At 70.6% G+C, this 19,198-nt stretch carries 14 protein-coding genes; 3 read left to right on the top strand and 11 right to left on the bottom strand.

Features of this window, described 5'->3' with window-relative positions; genetic code table 11:
- Positions 1–42: 42 nt before the first annotated feature.
- The 9 genes from BIU99_RS01750 to BIU99_RS01710 form a co-directional block, all read right to left on the bottom strand.
- Entirely contained in the window at positions 43–1,554 is a 1,512-nt protein-coding gene (locus tag BIU99_RS01750; RefSeq protein ID WP_071258886.1) for a cryptochrome/photolyase family protein, read from the bottom strand.
- A 102-nt stretch (positions 1,555–1,656) separates the two neighbouring features.
- The gene (locus BIU99_RS01745) at positions 1,657–2,817 is read right to left on the bottom strand and encodes a Gfo/Idh/MocA family protein (protein ID WP_071258883.1); all 1,161 of its coding nucleotides are present in this window, start codon (positions 2,815–2,817) and stop codon (positions 1,657–1,659) included.
- Positions 2,817–3,659 (bottom strand): sugar phosphate isomerase/epimerase, encoded by an 843-nt coding sequence (locus BIU99_RS01740; RefSeq protein ID WP_071259322.1) that lies wholly within the window; start codon positions 3,657–3,659, stop codon positions 2,817–2,819. Before BIU99_RS01740 ends, BIU99_RS01745 begins: the two co-directional genes overlap by 1 nt.
- A gap of 88 nt (positions 3,660–3,747) precedes the next feature.
- The gene (locus BIU99_RS01735) at positions 3,748–5,109 is read right to left on the bottom strand and encodes an MFS transporter (protein WP_064294978.1); all 1,362 of its coding nucleotides are present in this window, start codon (positions 5,107–5,109) and stop codon (positions 3,748–3,750) included.
- Between the two features lie 304 nt (positions 5,110–5,413).
- Positions 5,414–6,007 carry a TetR/AcrR family transcriptional regulator gene (locus tag BIU99_RS01730; protein WP_071258881.1) on the bottom strand — a complete coding sequence of 198 codons (594 nt, stop codon included), beginning with the start codon at positions 6,005–6,007 and terminating at the stop codon, positions 5,414–5,416.
- A gap of 202 nt (positions 6,008–6,209) precedes the next feature.
- Positions 6,210–7,718: an alpha-N-arabinofuranosidase gene (locus BIU99_RS01725; RefSeq protein WP_071258879.1), complete on the bottom strand. Its 1,509-nt coding sequence runs from the start codon at positions 7,716–7,718 to the stop codon at positions 6,210–6,212.
- A gap of 92 nt (positions 7,719–7,810) precedes the next feature.
- Positions 7,811–8,863, bottom strand: a complete 1,053-nt coding sequence (locus BIU99_RS01720; RefSeq protein WP_071258877.1) for a LacI family DNA-binding transcriptional regulator — start codon at positions 8,861–8,863, stop codon at positions 7,811–7,813.
- A 43-nt stretch (positions 8,864–8,906) separates the two neighbouring features.
- Entirely contained in the window at positions 8,907–9,959 is a 1,053-nt protein-coding gene (locus tag BIU99_RS01715; protein WP_064294982.1) for a LacI family DNA-binding transcriptional regulator, read from the bottom strand.
- Positions 9,960–10,221: 262 nt separating this feature from the next.
- On the bottom strand, positions 10,222–11,007 hold the full coding sequence (locus tag BIU99_RS01710) for a phosphatase PAP2 family protein (protein WP_231884318.1): 786 nt from the start codon (positions 11,005–11,007) through the stop codon (positions 10,222–10,224).
- A 162-nt stretch (positions 11,008–11,169) separates the two neighbouring features.
- Between BIU99_RS01710 and BIU99_RS01705 the strand changes: the two genes are divergently transcribed.
- Positions 11,170–11,598 carry a YchJ family protein gene (locus tag BIU99_RS01705; RefSeq protein ID WP_071258875.1) on the top strand — a complete coding sequence of 143 codons (429 nt, stop codon included), beginning with the start codon at positions 11,170–11,172 and terminating at the stop codon, positions 11,596–11,598.
- 217 nt (positions 11,599–11,815) lie between these two features.
- Here BIU99_RS01705 and BIU99_RS01700 read toward each other — a convergent pair whose 3' ends face one another.
- Positions 11,816–13,057 carry a multidrug effflux MFS transporter gene (locus BIU99_RS01700; RefSeq protein WP_231884319.1) on the bottom strand — a complete coding sequence of 414 codons (1,242 nt, stop codon included), beginning with the start codon at positions 13,055–13,057 and terminating at the stop codon, positions 11,816–11,818.
- 329 nt (positions 13,058–13,386) lie between these two features.
- Between BIU99_RS01700 and BIU99_RS01695 the strand changes: the two genes are divergently transcribed.
- Entirely contained in the window at positions 13,387–15,276 is a 1,890-nt protein-coding gene (locus BIU99_RS01695) for an HSP90 family protein (protein ID WP_071258873.1), read from the top strand.
- Positions 15,273–18,155, top strand: a complete 2,883-nt coding sequence (locus BIU99_RS01690) for a hypothetical protein (RefSeq protein ID WP_071258871.1) — start codon at positions 15,273–15,275, stop codon at positions 18,153–18,155. The genes BIU99_RS01695 and BIU99_RS01690 overlap by 4 nt, the downstream gene beginning before the upstream one ends.
- Before the next feature lie 55 nt (positions 18,156–18,210).
- Here the strand turns inward: BIU99_RS01690 and BIU99_RS01685 are convergent, their stop codons facing one another.
- Positions 18,211–19,191, bottom strand: a complete 981-nt coding sequence (locus tag BIU99_RS01685; RefSeq protein WP_071258868.1) for a cyclase family protein — start codon at positions 19,189–19,191, stop codon at positions 18,211–18,213.
- Positions 19,192–19,198: the final 7 nt, after the last annotated feature.

The raw sequence follows: 19,198 nt of genomic DNA, 5'->3' as shown, positions 1-19,198 counted from the left end.
CACCGGTCGAGGGGTCGCGCGGGGGCTGGACGACTGCTCCGATCACCACCGTTCGCGGGTGCGCTCCTGGTCGACGACGGCGCGCAGGTCGGACAGTCGGCGCATCCCGGCCAGCGGTTGCGCCATACGGGTGTTGTGCCGGATGCGCGGTTCCACGCGGTCGAGGAAGGCCCAGTATCCGGCGGTGAAGGGGCAGGCGTCCTCGCCCAGCCTCACCTTGGGATCGAAGACGCACCCACCGCAGTAGTCGGACATCCTGTCGATGTACGCACCGCCCGAGGCGTAGGGCTTCGTCGCGACGATGCCGCCGTCCGCGTGCTGCGACATGCCGATGACGTTCGCGGGCATCACCCAGGGGGTGCCGTCGACGAACATGTCGATGAACCAGTCGTTGAGTGCGACGGGGTCGTACCCGTGCTGCAGGGCCCAGTTGCCGAGCACCATGAGCCGCTGGATGTGATGCGCCCAACCGTGGCGGCGCATCCCGTCGATCGTCTCGCGGAGGCAGTTGGACTGGATGGCGGCGGCGTCGAGTTCACGGAACTGACGCGGGAGCGGCTCGTGTGCTCCGAGGGCGTTGTGACTCGTCCGGTACGGCTCACCGAGGTGCCAGTAGAGATGCCAGACGTAGTCGCGCCAGCCGATGATCTGGCGGGTGAAGCCCTCGACGCTCGACAGCGGCGCGCGACCGGCGTGGTACTCGGCGACCACGGTCTCGACGGCGTCGCGCGGGTCGAGCAGGCCGAGGTTGAGCGGCGCGCTCAGTAGGGAGTGCGCCATCGTCCAGTCGCCGCCGAGCATGGCGTCCTCGAACGGTCCGAAGTCGCCGAGCCTGGTCTCGATGAAGTCCGCGAGCGCCGCCTCCGCCTCGGCCGCCGTGGCCGCGAAGCGCCGGGGCCCGTCGTCGCCGACCAGCTGGACCAGTCCGTCGCGCTGCCAGCGGTCGAGGTCCTCCCGGACCTCCGCGTCGATGTCGTCCTCGTCGGGCCAGAGTGGCTCGGGCAGACCGAGCCGGGCGGCTCCCTTCGGCGGCGGGTTCCGGTTGTCGTGGTCGTAGTTCCAGCGGCCGCCCTCCGGCTGGTCGCCGCGCATGAGGATCCCGGTCCGCTCCCGCACCGTGCGGTAGAAGTCCTCCAGGAGGAGCCGCTTGCCGTCCCGCGACGACGCCCAGGCCGCGAAGTCCGGCTCCGAGGTCACGAAGCCGCGGCTCGGGAGCACCCGGAGTCCGCGCTCACGGACGAAGCGCCGAGCCGTCCACGAGGGTGGGTCGATCACCTCGAGGTCGGCGCCGACCTCGACGACCTCCTCGTAACGGTCGACCTGGTGGAACTCCGCCCGGTCGCCGAGTTCCGCCGCACGATGTCGGATGGCCGAGAGGAAGAGGTGCGCCTTCGCCCGGTGCATCGGTCGCTTGGTGAAGGTTGACTTCGATTCGATGAGCAGGATCGGTCCGCCGTCGTCGAACGTCGGGCCGAGCTGGCCGGTGAGGATCCATCGCCGGCGAGGAGTCGCATCAGCGTCGTGCTCGGCGGCGCGCCGACCGGTGGTGTCCATCGCCTCAGCGTACGTGGGGCGACGGACACCACCGGGGGCTTGCTCAGCCTGGTCCGATGCTGCTCGGTTCTGTTCTGCTCGTGGCCGCTCGGCTCACAGCGCTCAGAGCGTGGCGGCGAACGGGTCCCAGTCCTCGGCGACGAGCGGGACCGGCGCGACCCGGCTCGCCACGTCGACGGTCTGGCCGGACACCACGGACTCGTCGATCGAGACGAGCGTGTCGAGCACGTGGTAACCGAGGGCACCCGAGGCGAGCGGTGTGCCGCCGGAACGGATCGCCCGGGCGAGGTCGAGGACCCCGGTCCCGCGGCCGGCGAGGACACCCTCGGTCGGCACGACCTCCCACTCCGGGTCCTGCTGCATCCGCTCGATGGGCGCCGCACGGGTGATCCGCACCTCGCCCGTGAACATGTTCGGGTCGGGGATCACGAGCGTCCCCTCGGTGCCGGTGATCTCGACGACGCCCATCTTCGCGAGCGGCGACTCGAAGCTGAAGACGCTCTGGCTCACGCCGCCGTCCACGAAGCGGGCGATGGCGCTGACGTGCGTCGGCACCTCGACGGCGAACTCGGTGCCGACGCGGTCGCCCTGCTGGATCGTCCGCGTCGCACGCCCGCGGGAGCCGGCCGCCGACACCGAGGCGACCGAACCGAACACCTGCACGAGCGTCGTGAGGTAGTACGGCCCCATGTCGAAGAGCGGCCCGCCGCCCTTCGCGAACAGGAACTCCGGGTTCGGGTGGAAGATGTCCGGCCCGGCGTACTGCATGACGGTCTGGGCGGTGAGCGGCTGACCGATGTCGCCGCGGGCGATGGCGCGACGCGCGGACTGGACGCCCGGGCCGAGCACCGTGTCCGGCGCGATGCCGACGAGGAGTCCTGCGGCGTCGGCCTGCTCGAGGAGCGCGAGCCCGCTCGCACGGTCGACGCTGATCGGCTTCTCCGTCCACACGTGCTTCCCGGCGGCGAGCACCTGTGACGCGACCTGCGCGTGGACGGCGGGGATCGTGAGGTTCACGACGAGCTCGACGTCCGGGTGCGCGAGGACGTCGTCGGCGGTCCCCCACTCGCCGACGCCCCACTTCTCGGCCTGGGCCTTCGCGCGGTCGACGTCGAGGTCGCCGAGGATCACGACGCGGACGTCGGGGAACGAGGTCAGGTGCTCGAGGTAGGTGTCGCTGATCATGCCGGTGCCGATGAACCCGACACCGACCGGGCCACTGCCCTGCGGTGCGCGCGCCGTGCCCTGCGCTGCCGCGGCCATCAGCGGACCACCGCTTCGGTCGAGACGAGCTGCTCGGCGACGAGCGCGTCGACGCTCGCCTGGATGCCGTCGAAGATGTCGCCGGCACCGTAGTGGTCGAACTCGATGATCGCGAAGCGTGCCGAAGGGGCCGCTGCGATGGACTCGCGCAGCGGGACCTCGCCCTGCCCGAACGGTCGCTGGTCGAGACTCGTCGGCACGAAGGGTGCGGCGCCCGGTGCGAACGGGTCGGCGGGCAGCAGGCCGTCCTTGATGTGGAGCGCCTGCACGCGGTCGCCGAGGCGGCCGAGCAGCGCGGGGACGTCCTGACCGGCGGTCGCCGCCCAGAACAGGTCGACCTCGAGCGCGACGTCGTCACGCAGCTGATCGGCGAAGACCTCGAACGCGCTGCGTCCGCCGAACGATGCGACGAACTCCTGGGAGTGGTTGTGGTAGCCGACGCGGAGACCGTGGTCGGCGGCGCGCTCCGCTGCGGCGTTCAGGCGGGACGCCGTGTCGGCGACGGCGGCTTCGTCGAGCCAGCGGTCGGGGCTCACGAAGGAGTCGATGACGATCTCGAGGCCGAGTGTGGTCGCGGCGGCGAAGACCTCCTCCTGTGAGGCGACCGGCATGACCTGGTCGCCGAAGCGGATCTCGTCGGAGAGGAGGGTCGCGTGCCCGGTGCGGGCGGCGAGACCGTGGCGGTCGAAGGCCTCACGGAGTTCGGGCGCACGGGAGACGAAGTCGAACGCCTCGACCTCGCGCAGGCCCATGCCGGCGAGCCGGGCGAGGGCGTCGTCGAGGCCCTGGTCGAGGTGCTCCTTGATGCTGTAGAGCTGCACGGAGAGCGCTGGTGCGGTCATGGTGTTGTCGTCCGTTCTGACGCCGTCGTTGGCATCGCTGGTGGTGGAGTGGAGCTGGTGATCGGGGTGCGGGAGGCTGTGACCTGGTTCACCCACGGGTCGCGATCGATCCGGTGATGGTCCCGTCGGCGTTCCGGGTCATGCGGTGTCGGACCGGCAGGATCGTCAGCGCGCCGAGCACGGCGATGACACCGGCGCCCCAGAACAGGGCCGTGTAGTTGTTGCCGACCGCGCCGAGTCCGAGGAGGAACGCGCCCACCGCGCCGGCGAGCGACTGCGGCAGGGCGTTCGCGATGTTGAGGACGCCGAGGTCCTTCGCCGCGTCGTCGGGGTTCGGCAGGACGTCCACGACGAGGGCGGTGTCGACCGCGACGTACACGCCGTACGCCGCTCCCATGATCGCCTCGACGACGTAGAACATGGGCACCGTCGTGGTGTGGGCGAGCAGGATGAGTCCGACTGCGAACACCGCCGTCGACCCGATGACGAACACCTTGCGGTTGAGCATCCGGTCCGACAGCCAGCCGCCGAGCTTCGCGGTGATGACGAGCGCGATCGTGTAGATCAGCACACCCATGGTCAGGGTGTCGACCGCGCCCTGCTGGGACAGCCCGACCTCCTCCTGCAGGAAGAACAGGCGGAACGCGACGAAGAGGAACGAGGCGAGCGTCAGGAGGAACCGCGAGAGCCAGACCCAGCCGAAGTCGGGGTGCTTGAGCGGGTTCACCCAGAAGGTGAAGAGCAGGCCCTTCCACCCGCCGACGTCCGGACGGGTGGTGATCGCGCGGTCGGGCAGGACGAAGCAGTACAGCCACACGGTGATGAGCGCGAAGACGGCCGGAGCGACGAAGAGCAGCAGCATGTCGGTGACGAACCAGCTGGCCACGAACGCCGCCGCGAGGATGCCGACGTTCTGCATGACTCCGACGTTCGCGGAGACGCTCCCCCGCTGCTCCGGCGGGACCTGGTCGGCGATCGTCGCGAGGAGCGGGCCGAGGATGGCGTTGCCGGTCAGCTGGGCGAGGCACCACCCGGCGATGAGGACCGGGACGTTCGGTGCGAGGGCGACGATGGTGAGCGAGGCGACGAAGCCGATGGCGCCGAGGAACATCCACGGGCGACGGCGACCGAAGCGAGAGAGCGTGAGGTCGGAGAGTCGGCCGATCACCGGGTTCGCGACGAGGGCGAACAGGGCGGCGATGGAGAGGACGTTGCCGTTGACGACCGCCGCCTGATCCCCCGGGACGAGCTGCTGCGTCTTGAGGGCGAGGCTCACGGTGACCGGGGCGAGCAAGGCCACGAACAGACCGAACTGGGCGAGCGCCATGGTGGTGACGACCCGTTTCGACGCCCGTTCCGTGGGCCCCGACGGGCCGGTGACGAGGCTGACGTAGGGGCCGCTCGAAGCACGCTGGCCGGTGGGTTTGGGGCGGCGGGGTGGGTTGGACATCCGAGTTCCTCTCAACGCTGAGCTGCGGACCGGCTCTGGCCCGCGGGTGGTGCTGTCCTGGCAGGATCAGGAAACCGATCACTGCACGGCTTTGAGTATAGGCGCGAAACCCGAGTGGTCAATAGGTTTTCAAGAATCCCGTCGGTGTTGCTGCTGCCGGCGCGGTGCGCTGACGCGAGCGCGGCCCAGCCGCGTGAGCGCGGGTCTCCGGAGGGTCGCGCTCACGCGGCCGGGGCGCGCCCACGCCGATTACGCAGCACTCGCGTCACCGCACCGCGCCGGGCCCCACAGACCCGCGCTCGGGTCAGCGCACCGCGCCGGCGTCACCGACGAGGAGCACCCAGGCGCGCTCGAGGTCACCGGCCATGTCGACGGAGGGGTCGAGTGTCCACTGCACCTGCAGACCGTCGGCGAGGGCGACCATGACACGCGCCACGTGATCAGGGTCGAGGCCCGCGGCGACCCGCCCGGAGGCCTGGCGATCCCGGACGACGTCGGCGATGCTCCGACGCACCGCTGTGACGTGATCGACGAAGAACCCGCGCACCGGGTGCTCCGCATCACCGGCGGCGGCCGCCATGGTCAGGTACAGCTCGACGAGACCCGGGACATCGCTGTTGTGGCGCATGACCGCGACCAGACCCTCGATCGCGTCCTGCGACCCGGCCGCGGCGAACTCCTCGTAGTCGACGGCGTCGCGCTCCCGCAGGATCGCCGCGAACAGGTGCTCCTTGGATTCGAAGTAGTGCATGAGCCCCGGCAGGCTGACGCCGACCTCACGCGCGACCTCGCGGAGCGACGTGCCGCGGTACCCCTCGCGCGCGAACACCGCGAGCGCGACGCGCAGGATCTCCTCCCGACGCGCGACGCCCTTCGCGTAGGAGCCCCGTGCCGTCATGTGCCGATTGTAGGGCCGCGCGACGACGGCGGCGGGAGGGATTCCCCACCCGCCGTCGACGTCGACACGTCCACAACGCAGGACGGGTCCGGCGCGCCGCCCCGCGATCGCCGCGAGCGCGGCAGACCCGCCGTGATCGTCCTGAGTTGCGAACGTCGAAACCACTGACTCGCAGACCGGGGCCCGCAGCCCGCTTCCCGACTCAGGCGCCGAGCGCGACCGCCGTCCACGACACGGGCGGGAGCGTGATCGTCAGGGTGCCGTCGGCGAGCGACGCGCTCTCGTTCGCGACGAGGCCGACGCGCTCGCGGTCGTCGATCGTGTTCTTCGCGTAGACGTCCTCGTCGTGGATGCCGTTCGCCTCGACGATCGAACCGACGCCGAGCGCCGAGACGTCGACGGTCACCGTGATGGCCTCGTCCTGCTGACGGTTCACGAGGAACACGGCCGCGGTCCCGGCCTCGGCGTCGTAGGTCGCGACCGAGTCGACGAGCGGTGCGTCGCCGTGGACCTTCGTGGCGTAGCTGCCGACCTCGATGCGCGGCGAGAGCACGACACCCGATGCGAGCCGGCTGGTGACCGAGAACGGGAAGAACGTCGTCTGTCGCCAGGCTCCGCCACCCGGCTCGGTCATGATCGGGGCGATGACGTTCACGAGCTGCGCGAGGCTCGCCGACCCGACGCGGTCGCTGTGCTTGAGGAGCGTCATCAGCAGGTTGCCGAACACGACCGCGTCGGCGACCGAGTAGACGTCCTCGATGAGGCGGGGCGCGTAGGCCCACTCCTCGATCGTGCCCTCGATCGCGTTCCACTCGTCGAGGTACCAGACGTTCCACTCGTCGAACGAGAGCTGGATCTGCTTGTCGGAGTGACGCTTGTGCTGCACGTGATCGGCGGCCGCGACGACCGTCCGGATGAAGTACTCCATGTTGAGGGACGACGCGAGGAACGACCCGAGGTCGCCGTCGCGCTCCTGGTAGTACGCGTGGCAGGAGATGTAGTCCACCGAGTCGAAACTGTGCTCGAGGACGGTGCGCTCCCAGTCGCCGAAGGTCGGCATCGACGAGCTCGACGAACCACAGACGACGAGCTCGAGCTTCGGGTCGACCATCTTCATCGCCGACGCGGTCCGCGCGGCCAGCTTGCCGTAGTCGTCGGCAGACATCGCGCCGACCTGCCACGGCCCGTCCATCTCGTTGCCGAGACACCACATGCTGATGCCGTAAGGCTCGGGTGCGCCGTTCGCGATCCGCTGGTCGGACAGCGCCGTGCCGCTCGGGTGGTTCGTGTACTCGAGGAGGTCGAGCGCTTCGAGCACCCCGCGCGTACCGAGGTTGACGGCCATCATCATCTCGCTGCCGGTGAGCTTGCACCACTTGGCGAACTCGTCGACGCCGACCTGGTTGGTCTCGAGCGAGTGCCACGCCAGGTCGCGGCGCACGGGGCGGTGCTCGCGCGGCCCGACGCCGTCCTCCCAGCGGTAGCCGGAGACGAAGTTGCCGCCGGGGTAGCGGATGGTGCTCGTGCCGAGCTCCGTGACGAGGTCCACCACATCGCCGCGGAAGCCGTCGGCGTCGGCGGTGGGGTGGCCGGGCTCGTAGATGCCGTCGTAGACGCAGCGGCCCAGGTGTTCTACGAACGAGCCGAAGATCCGGCGGTTGACGGGGGCGACCGTGACGTTCGGGTCGATGGCGATGCGTGCGGTGGTCATGCGTGATCCTCTCCGGGGACGTCGTCGTCCAGACTTCTACAACGTTGAAGGTAAACGTTGTAGAAACAGTCTCGTGTGCCGATCGACAGCTGTCAAGACACGTTCGGAGATGGGGATTCAGCTCTGGCGGACGAGGGCGTGGTCGACTCACGTTGTACCAGTTCGAAGTCCGCGTAGACCCGACGGGGTGGCACGTCGTCGACACCCCCGGCGATCCGCTCGACGAGCAGCGAGACGGCGGTCAGGGCGATCTGCTCCCGTCCCGGTGCGATCGTCGACAGCGACGGCAGGGAGTACCGCCCCTCGTCGATGTCGTCGAAGCCGATGACCGCGACCCCGTCGGGCATGGCGACGCCTCGTTCACTCAGGACGCGCATGGCTCCGAGCGCCAGGGCGTCGTTGAACGCGACGATGCCGTCGAACGCGACACCCTCGTCGAGCATCGCGCGCATCGCGAGCGCTCCGTCGAAGCGACCCCAGACCGGGACCTCCCGGACGAGCGCCGGATCGAACACCATGCCTGCAGCCTCCAGCGCCGCTCGATACCCGGCGAGACGCAGACTGGCCGAACCGACGATGTCGGCGCGGTGCGCTCCGAACGCGACGATCCGTCTCCGACCGAGCCCGATCAGATGCTCCGTCGCGGCACGCGCTCCCTCGGTGTTGCGCATCGTCACGTGGTCGTTCGGCGCGTTGAACATGCGCTCACCGAGGAGCACCATCGGGATGGTGACCTCCTCCACGACGGCGAGATCCTCGTCGCCGAGGTGGAGCGCGCTGTAGAGGACACCGTCGACCGCACGGAGTCGCGCACCGCGCAGGAGCTCTGCCTCGCGTGCCCGGTCGCCGCCGCTCAGCTCGATCAGCACCGACAGGCCGAGCTGGTCGGCGGCGTGCATGACGGCGTCGGCGAGCTCGGCGAAGTAGGAGTTCCGGAGGTCGGGGATGATCAGGCTGATGACGCCGGACCGGCCGGAGCGGAGCCCGCGTGCGGAGAGGTTGGGCCGGTAGCCGAGCTCGGCGATCGCGGCAAGCACCCGCTCCTTGGTCGCCTGCTTGATGTGGGGGTAGTCGTTGACGACGTTCGAGACGGTCTTGGCGGACACCCCGGCGAGCTTCGCCACGTCGTGCAGGGTGGTCGCCATGATCCTCCTCGGCGGCGGCATCCCCGGCCGCCCAGTACGCACTCTACAACGTTGAAGGAGCGGCCCTGGATCCGGGCTCGTGAGCGGTGACGGAACCGGTGGACTCCCTCGGGACGACGCGGAAGCCACTGACGATCGCACGCGGTGCCTCCGGCTGCCCGGGCGCGGCGATCCGCTCGATCAGGAGCTCGACGGCGCGCTCGGCGATCTCCTCGCGGCCGATGTCGACGGTGGACAGGGTCGGGAGGGCGTAACGCGTCTCGTCCAGGTCGTCGAAGCCGATGATCGCGACGTCGTCGGGGATGCGGAGACCGGCGTCCTGGAGGACGCGCATGGCGCCGAGGGCCATCGCATCGTTGAAGGCGACGACGCCGTCGAACGGCAGGCCTGCGGCGATGACCTCGCGCATCGCGTTCGCCCCGTCGCTGCGGTGCCAGCTGACGACCGTGCTGACGTAGGCGGGATCGGCGGGGATACCGGCGGCTTCGAGCGCCTCCCGATACCCCTGGAGGCGGAGGGCGGCCGGCCCGAGGGTGTCGTGCGGGTCGGTGCCGAGCGCGACGATGCGGCGTCTGCCCTGCGCGAGCAGGTGTTCGGTCGCCGCGCGGGCGCCGTCGACGTTGGCCATCGTCACGTGGTCGCGGTCGCCGTCGAACAGTTGCTCACCGAGGATCACCATGGGGCCCTCCGGGAGGAGTGCACTGTCGTCGCGGTCGAGGCTGAGCGGGCTGTAGAGGATGCCGTCGACCAGCTGCATGCGCGGCCCACGGAGGATCTCGAGCTCGACGTCGCGACCGCCGGCGACCTGCTCGATGAGCACGGAGAGCCCGCGCGCACGCGCCTGACGCATGACCGCGTCGGCGAGCTCCGCGAAGTAGGCGTTGCGGAGGTCGGGGATGATGAGGCTGATCACGCCGGACCGGCCGGAGCGGAGACTCCGGGCCGAGAGGTTGGGGCGGTAGCCGAGCTCGGCGATCGCGCGCTCGACCTTGGAGCGGGTCGCGTCGCTCACGTGCGGGTAGTCGTTGACGACGTTCGAGACGGTCTTGATCGAGACGCCCGCTCGTGCGGCGACGTCGTGCATCGTGATCGACACGCGTCTCCTCCCCCGGCCGGCTCCCGGCTGTCAGCAGACTACCGCTCCGCCGGCACGGGGGGATGGGGCCGCCAGCGCGGTGCGCTGACGCGAGCGCGGGTCTGTGGCGTGAGCGCGGGCCTCCGGAGGGGCGCGCCCAGGCGGTGGACCCGCGCTCACGCCGATCCGAGCGGTCTGGGGTCAGCGCACCGCGCTGGCGTCACGGCAGCACGCGAACGACGGGCGGTAGACGTCAAGCGACGAGCGACGGACGTTCACTCGATCAGCCGTCGGTGAGCGGGACCCGTTTCTTCGGCTCGGTCGACATCCGGTGCAGCAACGGCACGGCGATGATGAGCGCGACACCGGCACCGAGCAGCAGCCCGCCGATCGTGTCGCTCACCCAGTGGGCGCCGAGATAGGTGCGCGACAACATCATCAGCAGCGTGTAGGCGACACCGATCAACCACACCCAGACCCGCGGGAAGATGATCCCGAACGCGACCGCGATGGTCGCCGCGTTCGCGCTGTGCCCGGAGGGGAACGAACCGAAGTCGGCGTGGACGAGGATGTCCTCGGGCCGTGACCGACCGACGATGTTCTTGATGATCTGCACTGCTCCGGCGCTCAAGGCGGAGACCAGCGCGAAGTACAGGGCGGCCCATGGACGGCGCAACAGCAGCAGGACGGCGATCCCGAGCAGCGGCACGACGAAGATCGCGACGACCCCGCCGCCGAGCCAGTTCATGACGAGCGCAGCCTGGACGAGCCACGGCGAACGCTCCTCGAGGACCTCCTGCATCCACTCCTCGTCGAACCCGAACGGGGCGTTCGGACCGCGCTGGAAGAGCAGTACGCCGAGCAGGAGGACGAGGACCACGGCGATCGCGCCGCTGATCAACGGCCACCGCCGGGAGACCTTCGCGGCGAGCTTCGGATCGGGCCGGATCGACGCCGGGTCCGGATCCATCGCGAGCGAACCCGACTCGTCGAGCGCGGGCGAGACCGCCTCGTGCACCTCGGGAGCCGGTGCAGCTGCGGGATCGTCGTGGTCGTCGGGTGCCGTCATCGTCCCATCATGCCGTGTCGGGCATGTCTCACGCGCGGGCTTGCGCCGAGAGGATGTCGTGCTGATCGCCGCGCCGATGCGCCACCGGACGCGTGCCGACGGGCAGTGACAACCGACGTCCGGCGAGCACGACCCGCGAGCCTGGCGGGCGATACTGGAGCAGTGACGACCGACGCCCGAACCGCTGCCCTCGCCGACGACGCGCGGTGCCCCTGCCTGTCCGGTGAGACGTACGGCGCTTGCTGCGGCCGCCTGCACCGAGGCCAGTCGTCGGCGGCGACCGCGGAGGCGCTCATGCGGTCACGGTTCTCGGCCTTCGCGGTCGGCGACCCGGAGTACCTGTTGCGCACGTGGCATCCGTCGACCAAGCCGGCATCGCTCGAGTTGGACGACTCGCTCCGCTGGTACCGGCTCGACATCGTCGCGACGTCCCGAGGTGGGCTGCTCGACACCGAGGGGATGGTCGAGTTCGTCGCGCACCACAAGGTTCCCGGCGTGCGGGGCTCCGCGGGGAGCCAGCACGAACGGAGTCGGTTCTCGAAGGACACCGGCGCGTGGACCTACGTCGACGGCGTGGACCCCTCCGTCTGACCGGGACCCGCCCGCCCGATCCGGCCCCGATGCCGGCGTCAGCGCGGTGCGCCGGCCCGAACCGCCCGGGACCGGCGTCAGCGCGGTGCGGCCACGTGAGCGAGCCCGAACTGGCGCGACCGCGGGTCGCAGCCGTGAGCGCGCCGCTCCGGAGACCCGCGCTCACGCCACAGGCCCGCGCTCACGTCAGCGCACCGCGCTGGCGCAGCCCACCAGGTCAGCCGGCGAGGGCCGGGACCTTCTTCGGCTGCACGATGAACCAGAGCGCACACACCGACACGACCGAGGTCGCGGCCATCACGGCACCCATGGGGATCGCGGTACCGATCCCGAGCACACCGACGATCGGCGAGATGAGCCCCGCGAGACCGAAGTTGAGCGCCCCGAGGAGCGACGCCGCCGTCCCGGCCTCGTGCCCGTGGTTCGCGAGTGCGAGCACCTGCACCGCCGGGAAGCCGAAGCCGCACGACAGGATGAAGAAGAACAGCGGCACCAGCACACCGAACAGCCCGACGTCCGCCATCGTCAGCGCGACGATCGTGACCGCCGAGATGAGCTGCACGATGGTCGTGCACGCGAGGATCCACTGCGGCCCGTACCAGCGCATGAGGCGCGACGAGATCTGCACCCCGGCGACGATGCCGAGCGAGTTCACCGCGAACAGGAGACCGTACTCCTGCGCGTCGAAGTCGTAGACCTCCTGGAAGAGGAACGACGAGCTCGAGAGGTAGGCGAACAGGCCCGAGAAGCTCATGCCGCCGATGAGGGCGACACCGACGAACACGCGGTCGCTGAACACCGAGCGGTAGCGGTCGCGGACGGTGCTGTGGCCGGCGTCGCGACGCCGCGCCGGAGGCAGGGTCTCGACGATCCAGAGCGACACCGCGATGACGACGAACAGTCCGTAGGCGGCCAGGAACACGAAGAGTCCGCGCCAGTCGAGGACGAGGAGGAGCTGCGACCCGATCACGGGGGCGGCGATCGGCGCGAGCCCGTTCACGAGTGCGAGTCGCGACAGCATCCGCACGAGCGGCTTCCCACCGAAGAGGTCGCGGACCATCGCCATCGCGACCACACCACCGGCCGCCGCACCGGCGCCCTGCAGCACGCGGAACACCATGAGCCATCCGATGTCGGGCGCGAATGCGGCGCCCACCGAGGCCGCGATGTGGATGCTCGTCGCGAGGATGAGCGGGAGACGCCTGCCGACCTTGTCGCTCCAGGGCCCCATGAAGAGCTGGCCCACCGCGAAGCCGATCGTGGTCCCGGTGAGGGTGAGCTGGATGAGGCTGACCGGGACGTCGAGGTCCTGTTCGAGGATCGGGAACGCCGGCAGGTAGAGGTCGATGGTGAACGGCCCGAGTGCGGTGAGCGCGCCGAGCACGAGGATGTAGACGAGGCGCTGCCTGCCCGAGAGCGAGTCGCCGGGGTGGACGACGGTGATTCCTGCGGTGTGCACTGGTGAACGGATTCCTAGCGAGGTGCGGGGGGGTGGAGGGGTGGTCCGAATCGATGTCGAATCGATTCGAGAAGAGGCGTCAAGGCTAGCAGCCGGGGATGCGTTTTCGCGACACCCCAGGACGACCGATCGGCGTCGACCTCGCTCCACAGGCCCTGGGGAGCAGGGTCGTCTCACCGACTCCCAGGCGACCGCCCAGCATCCGTTTCACGACGTTCGCTAGGCTGATCCGGCTGCAGATGAACCGGTCGCGGTCCGTCTGCCTGAAGCCCGATCCACCCCGCACAGACGCCCGATGCAGGCCCCGCAGCCGCCGACGGAAGAGAGCCATGCCAGACCACTCCCGAGCCCCGCTGCCGTTCCAGGTCGACCTCCGCGGAGTCGTCGACCTGCTGAGCCGCCACATCTACTCGGGACCGCGCGTCTACCTCCGCGAGCTCCTGCAGAACGGACGCGACGCCGTCGCAGCCCGTCGCGCCGACGACCCGACGGCACCTCCCGGCAGACTCCGCATCACCCCGCACGTGCCGCCGTCCGGCTCGGAGGCGGGCTCGCCGTTCCGATTCCGCGACGACGGTGTCGGGCTCACCCGCGACGAGGCCGCAGAACTCCTGGCGACGGTCGGCCGCAGCTCCAAGCGCGGCGACCTCGACGAACTCCAGCGCGGCGACTACCTCGGCCGGTTCGGCATCGGTCTGCTGAGCTGCTTCATGGTGGCCGACACCATCACCGTCCGCAGCCGCTCGGCTCGTGGCGGTCCGGCCATCGAGTGGATCGGCGACGCCGACGGCACGTTCACGATCCGAGAACTCGACGACGCCGCGACCGCCGCCATGCCGATCGGCTCCGAGGTCGTCCTCGATCCACGCATCGACGGTCCGATGCACGACGGCAGTCTGCTCGGGCACGGTTCGGTGCTCGGCCTCGCCACGACGTTCGGACGCTTCCTCGACCTCGACGTCGAGGTGGTCGATCCCTCCGCCCCCGACCACCCGGTGCGCATCAACGTCGACCCGGTGTTCCGGACGGCTGAGGCGACGACCCGCGAGGCGCTCCTGGCGTTCGGGGAGGACCTCCTCGGGACGCGCCCGTTCGACGCCGTCGAGATCGTGGTGCCCGGCACCGGCACCCGGGGCACCGCCTTCGTCCTCCCCTCACCGCCTCCGCCGGGCGCCCGGCAGGCGAGCCGCGTCTACCTCGGCGGCATGCTGCTGAGCGAACAGATCGACGATCTGCTGCCCGAGTGGGCGTTCTTCGTCCGCTGCATCGTCGACACGACGGGGCTCCGCCCGACGGCGTCGCGCGAGCAGCTCGTGCAGGACGACGCGTTGGAGTTCACCCGCGAGGCCATCGGAGCAACCCTGCGACGGTGGATCCTCGATCTCGCCCGCCAGCGGCCGCACCGACTCCAGGAGTTCATCGGCGTCCACCAGCTCGGCATCAAGGCGATCGCCGCTCACGACGACGACCTCGCGAGTGCCGTCGTCCGGTGGCTCCCCATCGAGACCTCAGCCGGCACGATGACGATCGACGAACATCTGTCGCAGACCGGCGTCATCCGGTACACGGCCTCCCGCGACGAGTTCCGTCAGATCGCCGCGGTCGTCGATCCGGCCTCTCCGATCGTCAACGGCGGGTACGTGTACGACCAGGAGATCCTGGAGCGGCTGCCCCACCTGATCGACGGCGTGCGGGTCGAACGGGTGACGGTCGCCGACGAGCTCGACAACCTCGAGCCGCCGCACCTGGACGACCTCGCCGCGACGACGGCACTCGAGGACCGCGCCAGCCGCGTGCTCGCCGAGGTCGAGTGCCGGGTCTCGGTGCGCCGGTACCGGCCGGACGACCTCGCCGCGCTGTACGTCGCCGACCCGTCCGTGCTCCGCCGGCTCGAGCGGCACCGGGCCGCCTCGGTCGCGCCGGGTATCTGGTCGCAGGTCGTCGGGGCCGTCGACTCCTTCCTCGCCGACGCCGGCCCGGGAGGTACTGAGGCCGACACCGCAGCCCGGCTCTGCCTCAACTGGAACGCGGCGCTCGTCCGCCGCTTGGCGACCCTCGACGACGACCTCGTGTTCGAGCGCAGCATCCAACTGCTCTACGTCCAGGCGCTCCTCGCCGGGCACCGCCCCCTCGAAGCACGCGACCGCCGCATGCTCGACGCAGCCATGACCGACCTGATCGGCCTCAGTGTCGGTCTCGACGACAAGGAACTCCGATGACCGACACCACCGCCACCCCCGTGAACGACATCGATCCCGACGCGAGCGTCCAGGACCTCCTCGAGGAGGCCGACACCCTGCCGTGTGGTCCCGCCGAGCGAGCCCTGCTCGACGAGGCGCTCCGGCGAGCCGAGGCCGCCGGCGACGAGGAGGCCGCGTACGCGACCCGCATGCGGTTGACCCAGTCGGCGCACATGACGGGCGACACCGACGCCATGTTCAGCTCTTTCGGCTGGTGCGTCGGCAAGCACGATGCAGACCCGGAGCGCTTCCCGATCACGGTCGACGGCTGCGACCTGCTGTTCCAGTACAAGTGGATGGCCGGCCGGCTGTCGACGAACCCGACCTTCTCGCTCGCGCAGATCGAGGCCATGCACGAGGACATGCGCGCGCGGTACGCGGCAGCGGGCGCCACGATGAGCGGCGTGGTGCAGTCGCAGTTCCACATCGCGACGGTGACCGGTCGCCTCGACGAGGCCGCCGCGTTCCTGGAACGCCGCTCGACCATCGAGGACGACCGGTACAGCCACTGCGAAGCGTGCGTGCGCAATGAGGACGCCTGGTTCCACCAGCTCCGCGGGCACGACGACGACGCGATCCGGATCTACGACGAGATGTTCGAGAACCGCATGAGCTGTGGCGAGGAACCGGAGACGAGCGAGGCACAGGCGCTCCTCCCCTACCTCCGCGCCGGCCGGTTCGACGACGCCAAGGCGGCGCACCAGCGCAGCTACCGGGTCGCCCGTTCCAACGCCGACGGATTCGGCATCATCGCCGACCACCTCGTGTTCTGCGCCGTCACGGGCAACGAGGCGCGCGGCCTGGCGATGCTCGAACGTCACCTGCCGACCCTCGTCAACGATCCCATCAACCTGTCCGGGCACGCCGACGGGCTCATCGCGGTCGGCGTCCTGCTGGATGCCGTCGCCCGAGCCGGTCACGGTGATCTGCCCGTCCGCGGTGCCGACGCCCCGGACCTCGCCCGGTACCTCGGCACCGAGTCGACCGACGCCGCCGACTGGACCGTCACCGCGGTCGCGGCTCGCGCCTGGGCGGCCGCCGAGCACCTGACCCGTGCCTTCGACGAACGCAACGGCAACGGCTTCCGTACCGAGCGACTCGAGGCCGCGCGGGCACTCGCGACGGAGCACTGGGACCTCCCGCTGTCGGTCGAGGGGTTCGCAGCCCCCGTCGCCGAGCCGGAGCCGGCGACCACGGCCGCCGAGTGGCGTGAACGGACCTCCGCGCTCCTGCAGAGCGCCGATCCGCGGGCTGCGATCGTCGCCGCGGAGCAGGGCCTCGCGCTCCTGGCGGACGACGCGGATCCCGACGAGAACCTCCGCGCCGGGCTCCTCGGTGCGATCGCGCAGGCAGCGGTCATCGAGGGTGACGACGACCGCGCTGCGACGGCCTGGGCCGACCGCGGTACGGCGCTCCGCGCGGCCGGACGCATCGCGGTCGCCGACGTCGAGGCCCGCTTCGGCGTGGCCCTCCTCGGCACGGCGACCGAGGACCGGCTCACCCTTCTGCTCGCCGAGCTCGACGACGCGCGTCTCGTCCCCGTCGACGCGGACCGGCTCATCCACACGCTCGTCGTCACCGCACGCCATGCGTTCGAGCTGGCGGGAGCGCAGACCGAGCAGGAGTCCGCGGAACGGTTCATGGGGATCGCCGACCGACTCGCGGGTGAGGCCGTGCTCGCCGCCGCGGTCGACGATCCGGGCGAGGCAGGCCCACCGGCCCGCCTCCTGCACGCGCACCTCTTCGCCGTGACCGGCCGGATCGAGGAGGCGGCAGAGCTCCTCGATCCGCTCCTCGAGCCCGGGCAGCGGGCGTCGGTCCGCCTCCCGGCATTGACGCTCCGCACCCGGATGCTCGGCGGGGCAGGGGCCTTCGCCGAGGGGGTCGCGCTCGCCGACGAGCTCGTCGCGCTCCAGACCCTCCTCGGCAACCGGCTCGGCATCATCCAGGCATGCACCCTCTCCGCGGCCCTCCTGAGCGACGCCGACCGCGATCGCGAGGCCGCGGCCCGCATGCAGCTGGCGATCACCCACGCGAAGCGGGCGGAGTACGCCGACCTCGACTCGCTCACGCTCCAACTCGCGCGGTACCTCCAGTTCGCGGGCGATGCCGCCACGGCGCTCGAGCACTACGACGAGGTCTACCAGGCGAAGCGCGAGCACGCTGCGCCGGGTGAGCTCGCGGACCTGCTCGCCAACATGGGCGAGGCCGCGCGCATGATCGGCGAACACGGCATGGCGTACGGCGTGTGGCGCGCCGCGATCGACGACGCCGCGTCCGTGGGGAACGACCAGGTGGTCATCCGCACCGGCTTCGGGTTGAGCACGCTCCTCGTCCAGTTCGAGGACGACGACGCGATCGAGGTCATCGACCAGGCACTCGCCGCCGCTCGCCGTCTGGGCGACCCGCAGCTCCTCGTCCAGGCACTCCAGCGTGCGGCGAGCGCACGGGCGGCCTTCGGCGACGACACCGGGCTGCCGCTCTACTCGGAGGCTCGTGACATCGCCTCGGCGCACGAGGCGGCGTGGCTCGTGGCCGACATCACCGATTCGGAGGCACGCTCGCTCGGTGCGCTCGGACGTGCCGACGAAGCGACGGCGACGGCTCGGCTCGCCGCTGCGGGGTTCGTGGCCGCCGGCGACGAGAACGGCGCGGCGGTGGCCGAGGTGTTCGCGGCGAGGTCGCGGGTCGCCGTCGACGACCACGCCGGTGCCGTCGACCTGTTCCGGTCGGCTCGCGGACGCCTTCCTGCCGGTTCGCCCGACTGGACGACGGTCACGGCCGAGCTCGCGGACGCGTACGAGCGATTGGAGCAGCACACCGATGCGGCACTGCTCCGGGCCGAGATCGAGGAGTGATCGGGACCGTCCTCAGCGCGCCGCCGGCACCGCGAGGACGGTCTTCGGACCGCGCCTAGGGCAGTCGCGCGAAGGCGCGGACGGGGAAGGTCGCGAAGTCCTCGACGAGCGGTGGCGTCGCGGTGAAGGCGGCGCCGCTCGCGGGGAGCTGCTCGAGGCCGGTGAGGTGCTCGACCACCTGGATCCCGGCTTCGAGGAGCAGCGAGTGGGCGGGACGCGCGCCACCGGATCCCGGCTCGGTGTCGTCGATGTTGATGGAGTCGATGCCGACCAGCACCACGCCCTGCTCGACGAGGTACCGCACCCCGTCCTCGGCGAGGTAGGGAGCGTCCTTCGTGTAGGCCTCGGTCGCGAAGTGGCGGTCCCACCCGGTGTGCAGGAGGACGGCGGTCCCGCGCAGGTCGCGGTCGAGGAAGACGTTCGCGCCGATACCGCGTTCCGCCGAGTCCTGGAGGTGGAACACCTCGGCCGGGAGGTCGACGAGCTGCTCGAGCGTCAGGCTCGCGAGGTCGCCGCCGCCGGCGTAGCGGTGGTACGGGCTGTCGAGGTAGGTGCCGGTGTTGCCGACCATCTCGATGATGTCCATCGCGAACTCGGTGCCCTCGGCGTACTTCGGGCGAGAGTCCTCACGGGTGAGGAACGGACGGATCACGGGCTCCGGCAACCCCGGGTAGGTGCGGAGGCCGGCACGGATCGGGTGGCTGAGTTCGACGAGTGCGCCCGCCGGACGGGGGCGCACGGCGTTCGCATGCGCTGCGCTGTCCGGGACCTCGAGCCCGGCCGCAGCAGCCGCCGCCAGGATCCCGCGGGAGCCCTTGTGCTGCTCGCGCACGATCTCGAGCTTGGTGATGCGGATCTCGCCGACCATCGCGAGCCCGAGGTGCGTGACGAGCAGCCGACCGACCTCCTGCTGCTGCGCCTTCCCCTTCGTCTGCGCGATGGCGGGCGGCAGGTCGAGACGGAAGTCCTCGACGGCGAGACCGCCGCCGTTCAGGAAGCTGACGGTGGCATCGAGGACGGCGCGTTGTTCGGTCATGCCCTCA

It is taken from the genome of Plantibacter sp. MMLR14_011 (assembly GCF_001865025.1).
Lineage (GTDB): Bacteria > Actinomycetota > Actinomycetes > Actinomycetales > Microbacteriaceae > Plantibacter > Plantibacter flavus_A.
Note: the sequence above shows the minus strand (reverse complement) of the source record. Positions and strands in the feature narration are given on the sequence as shown.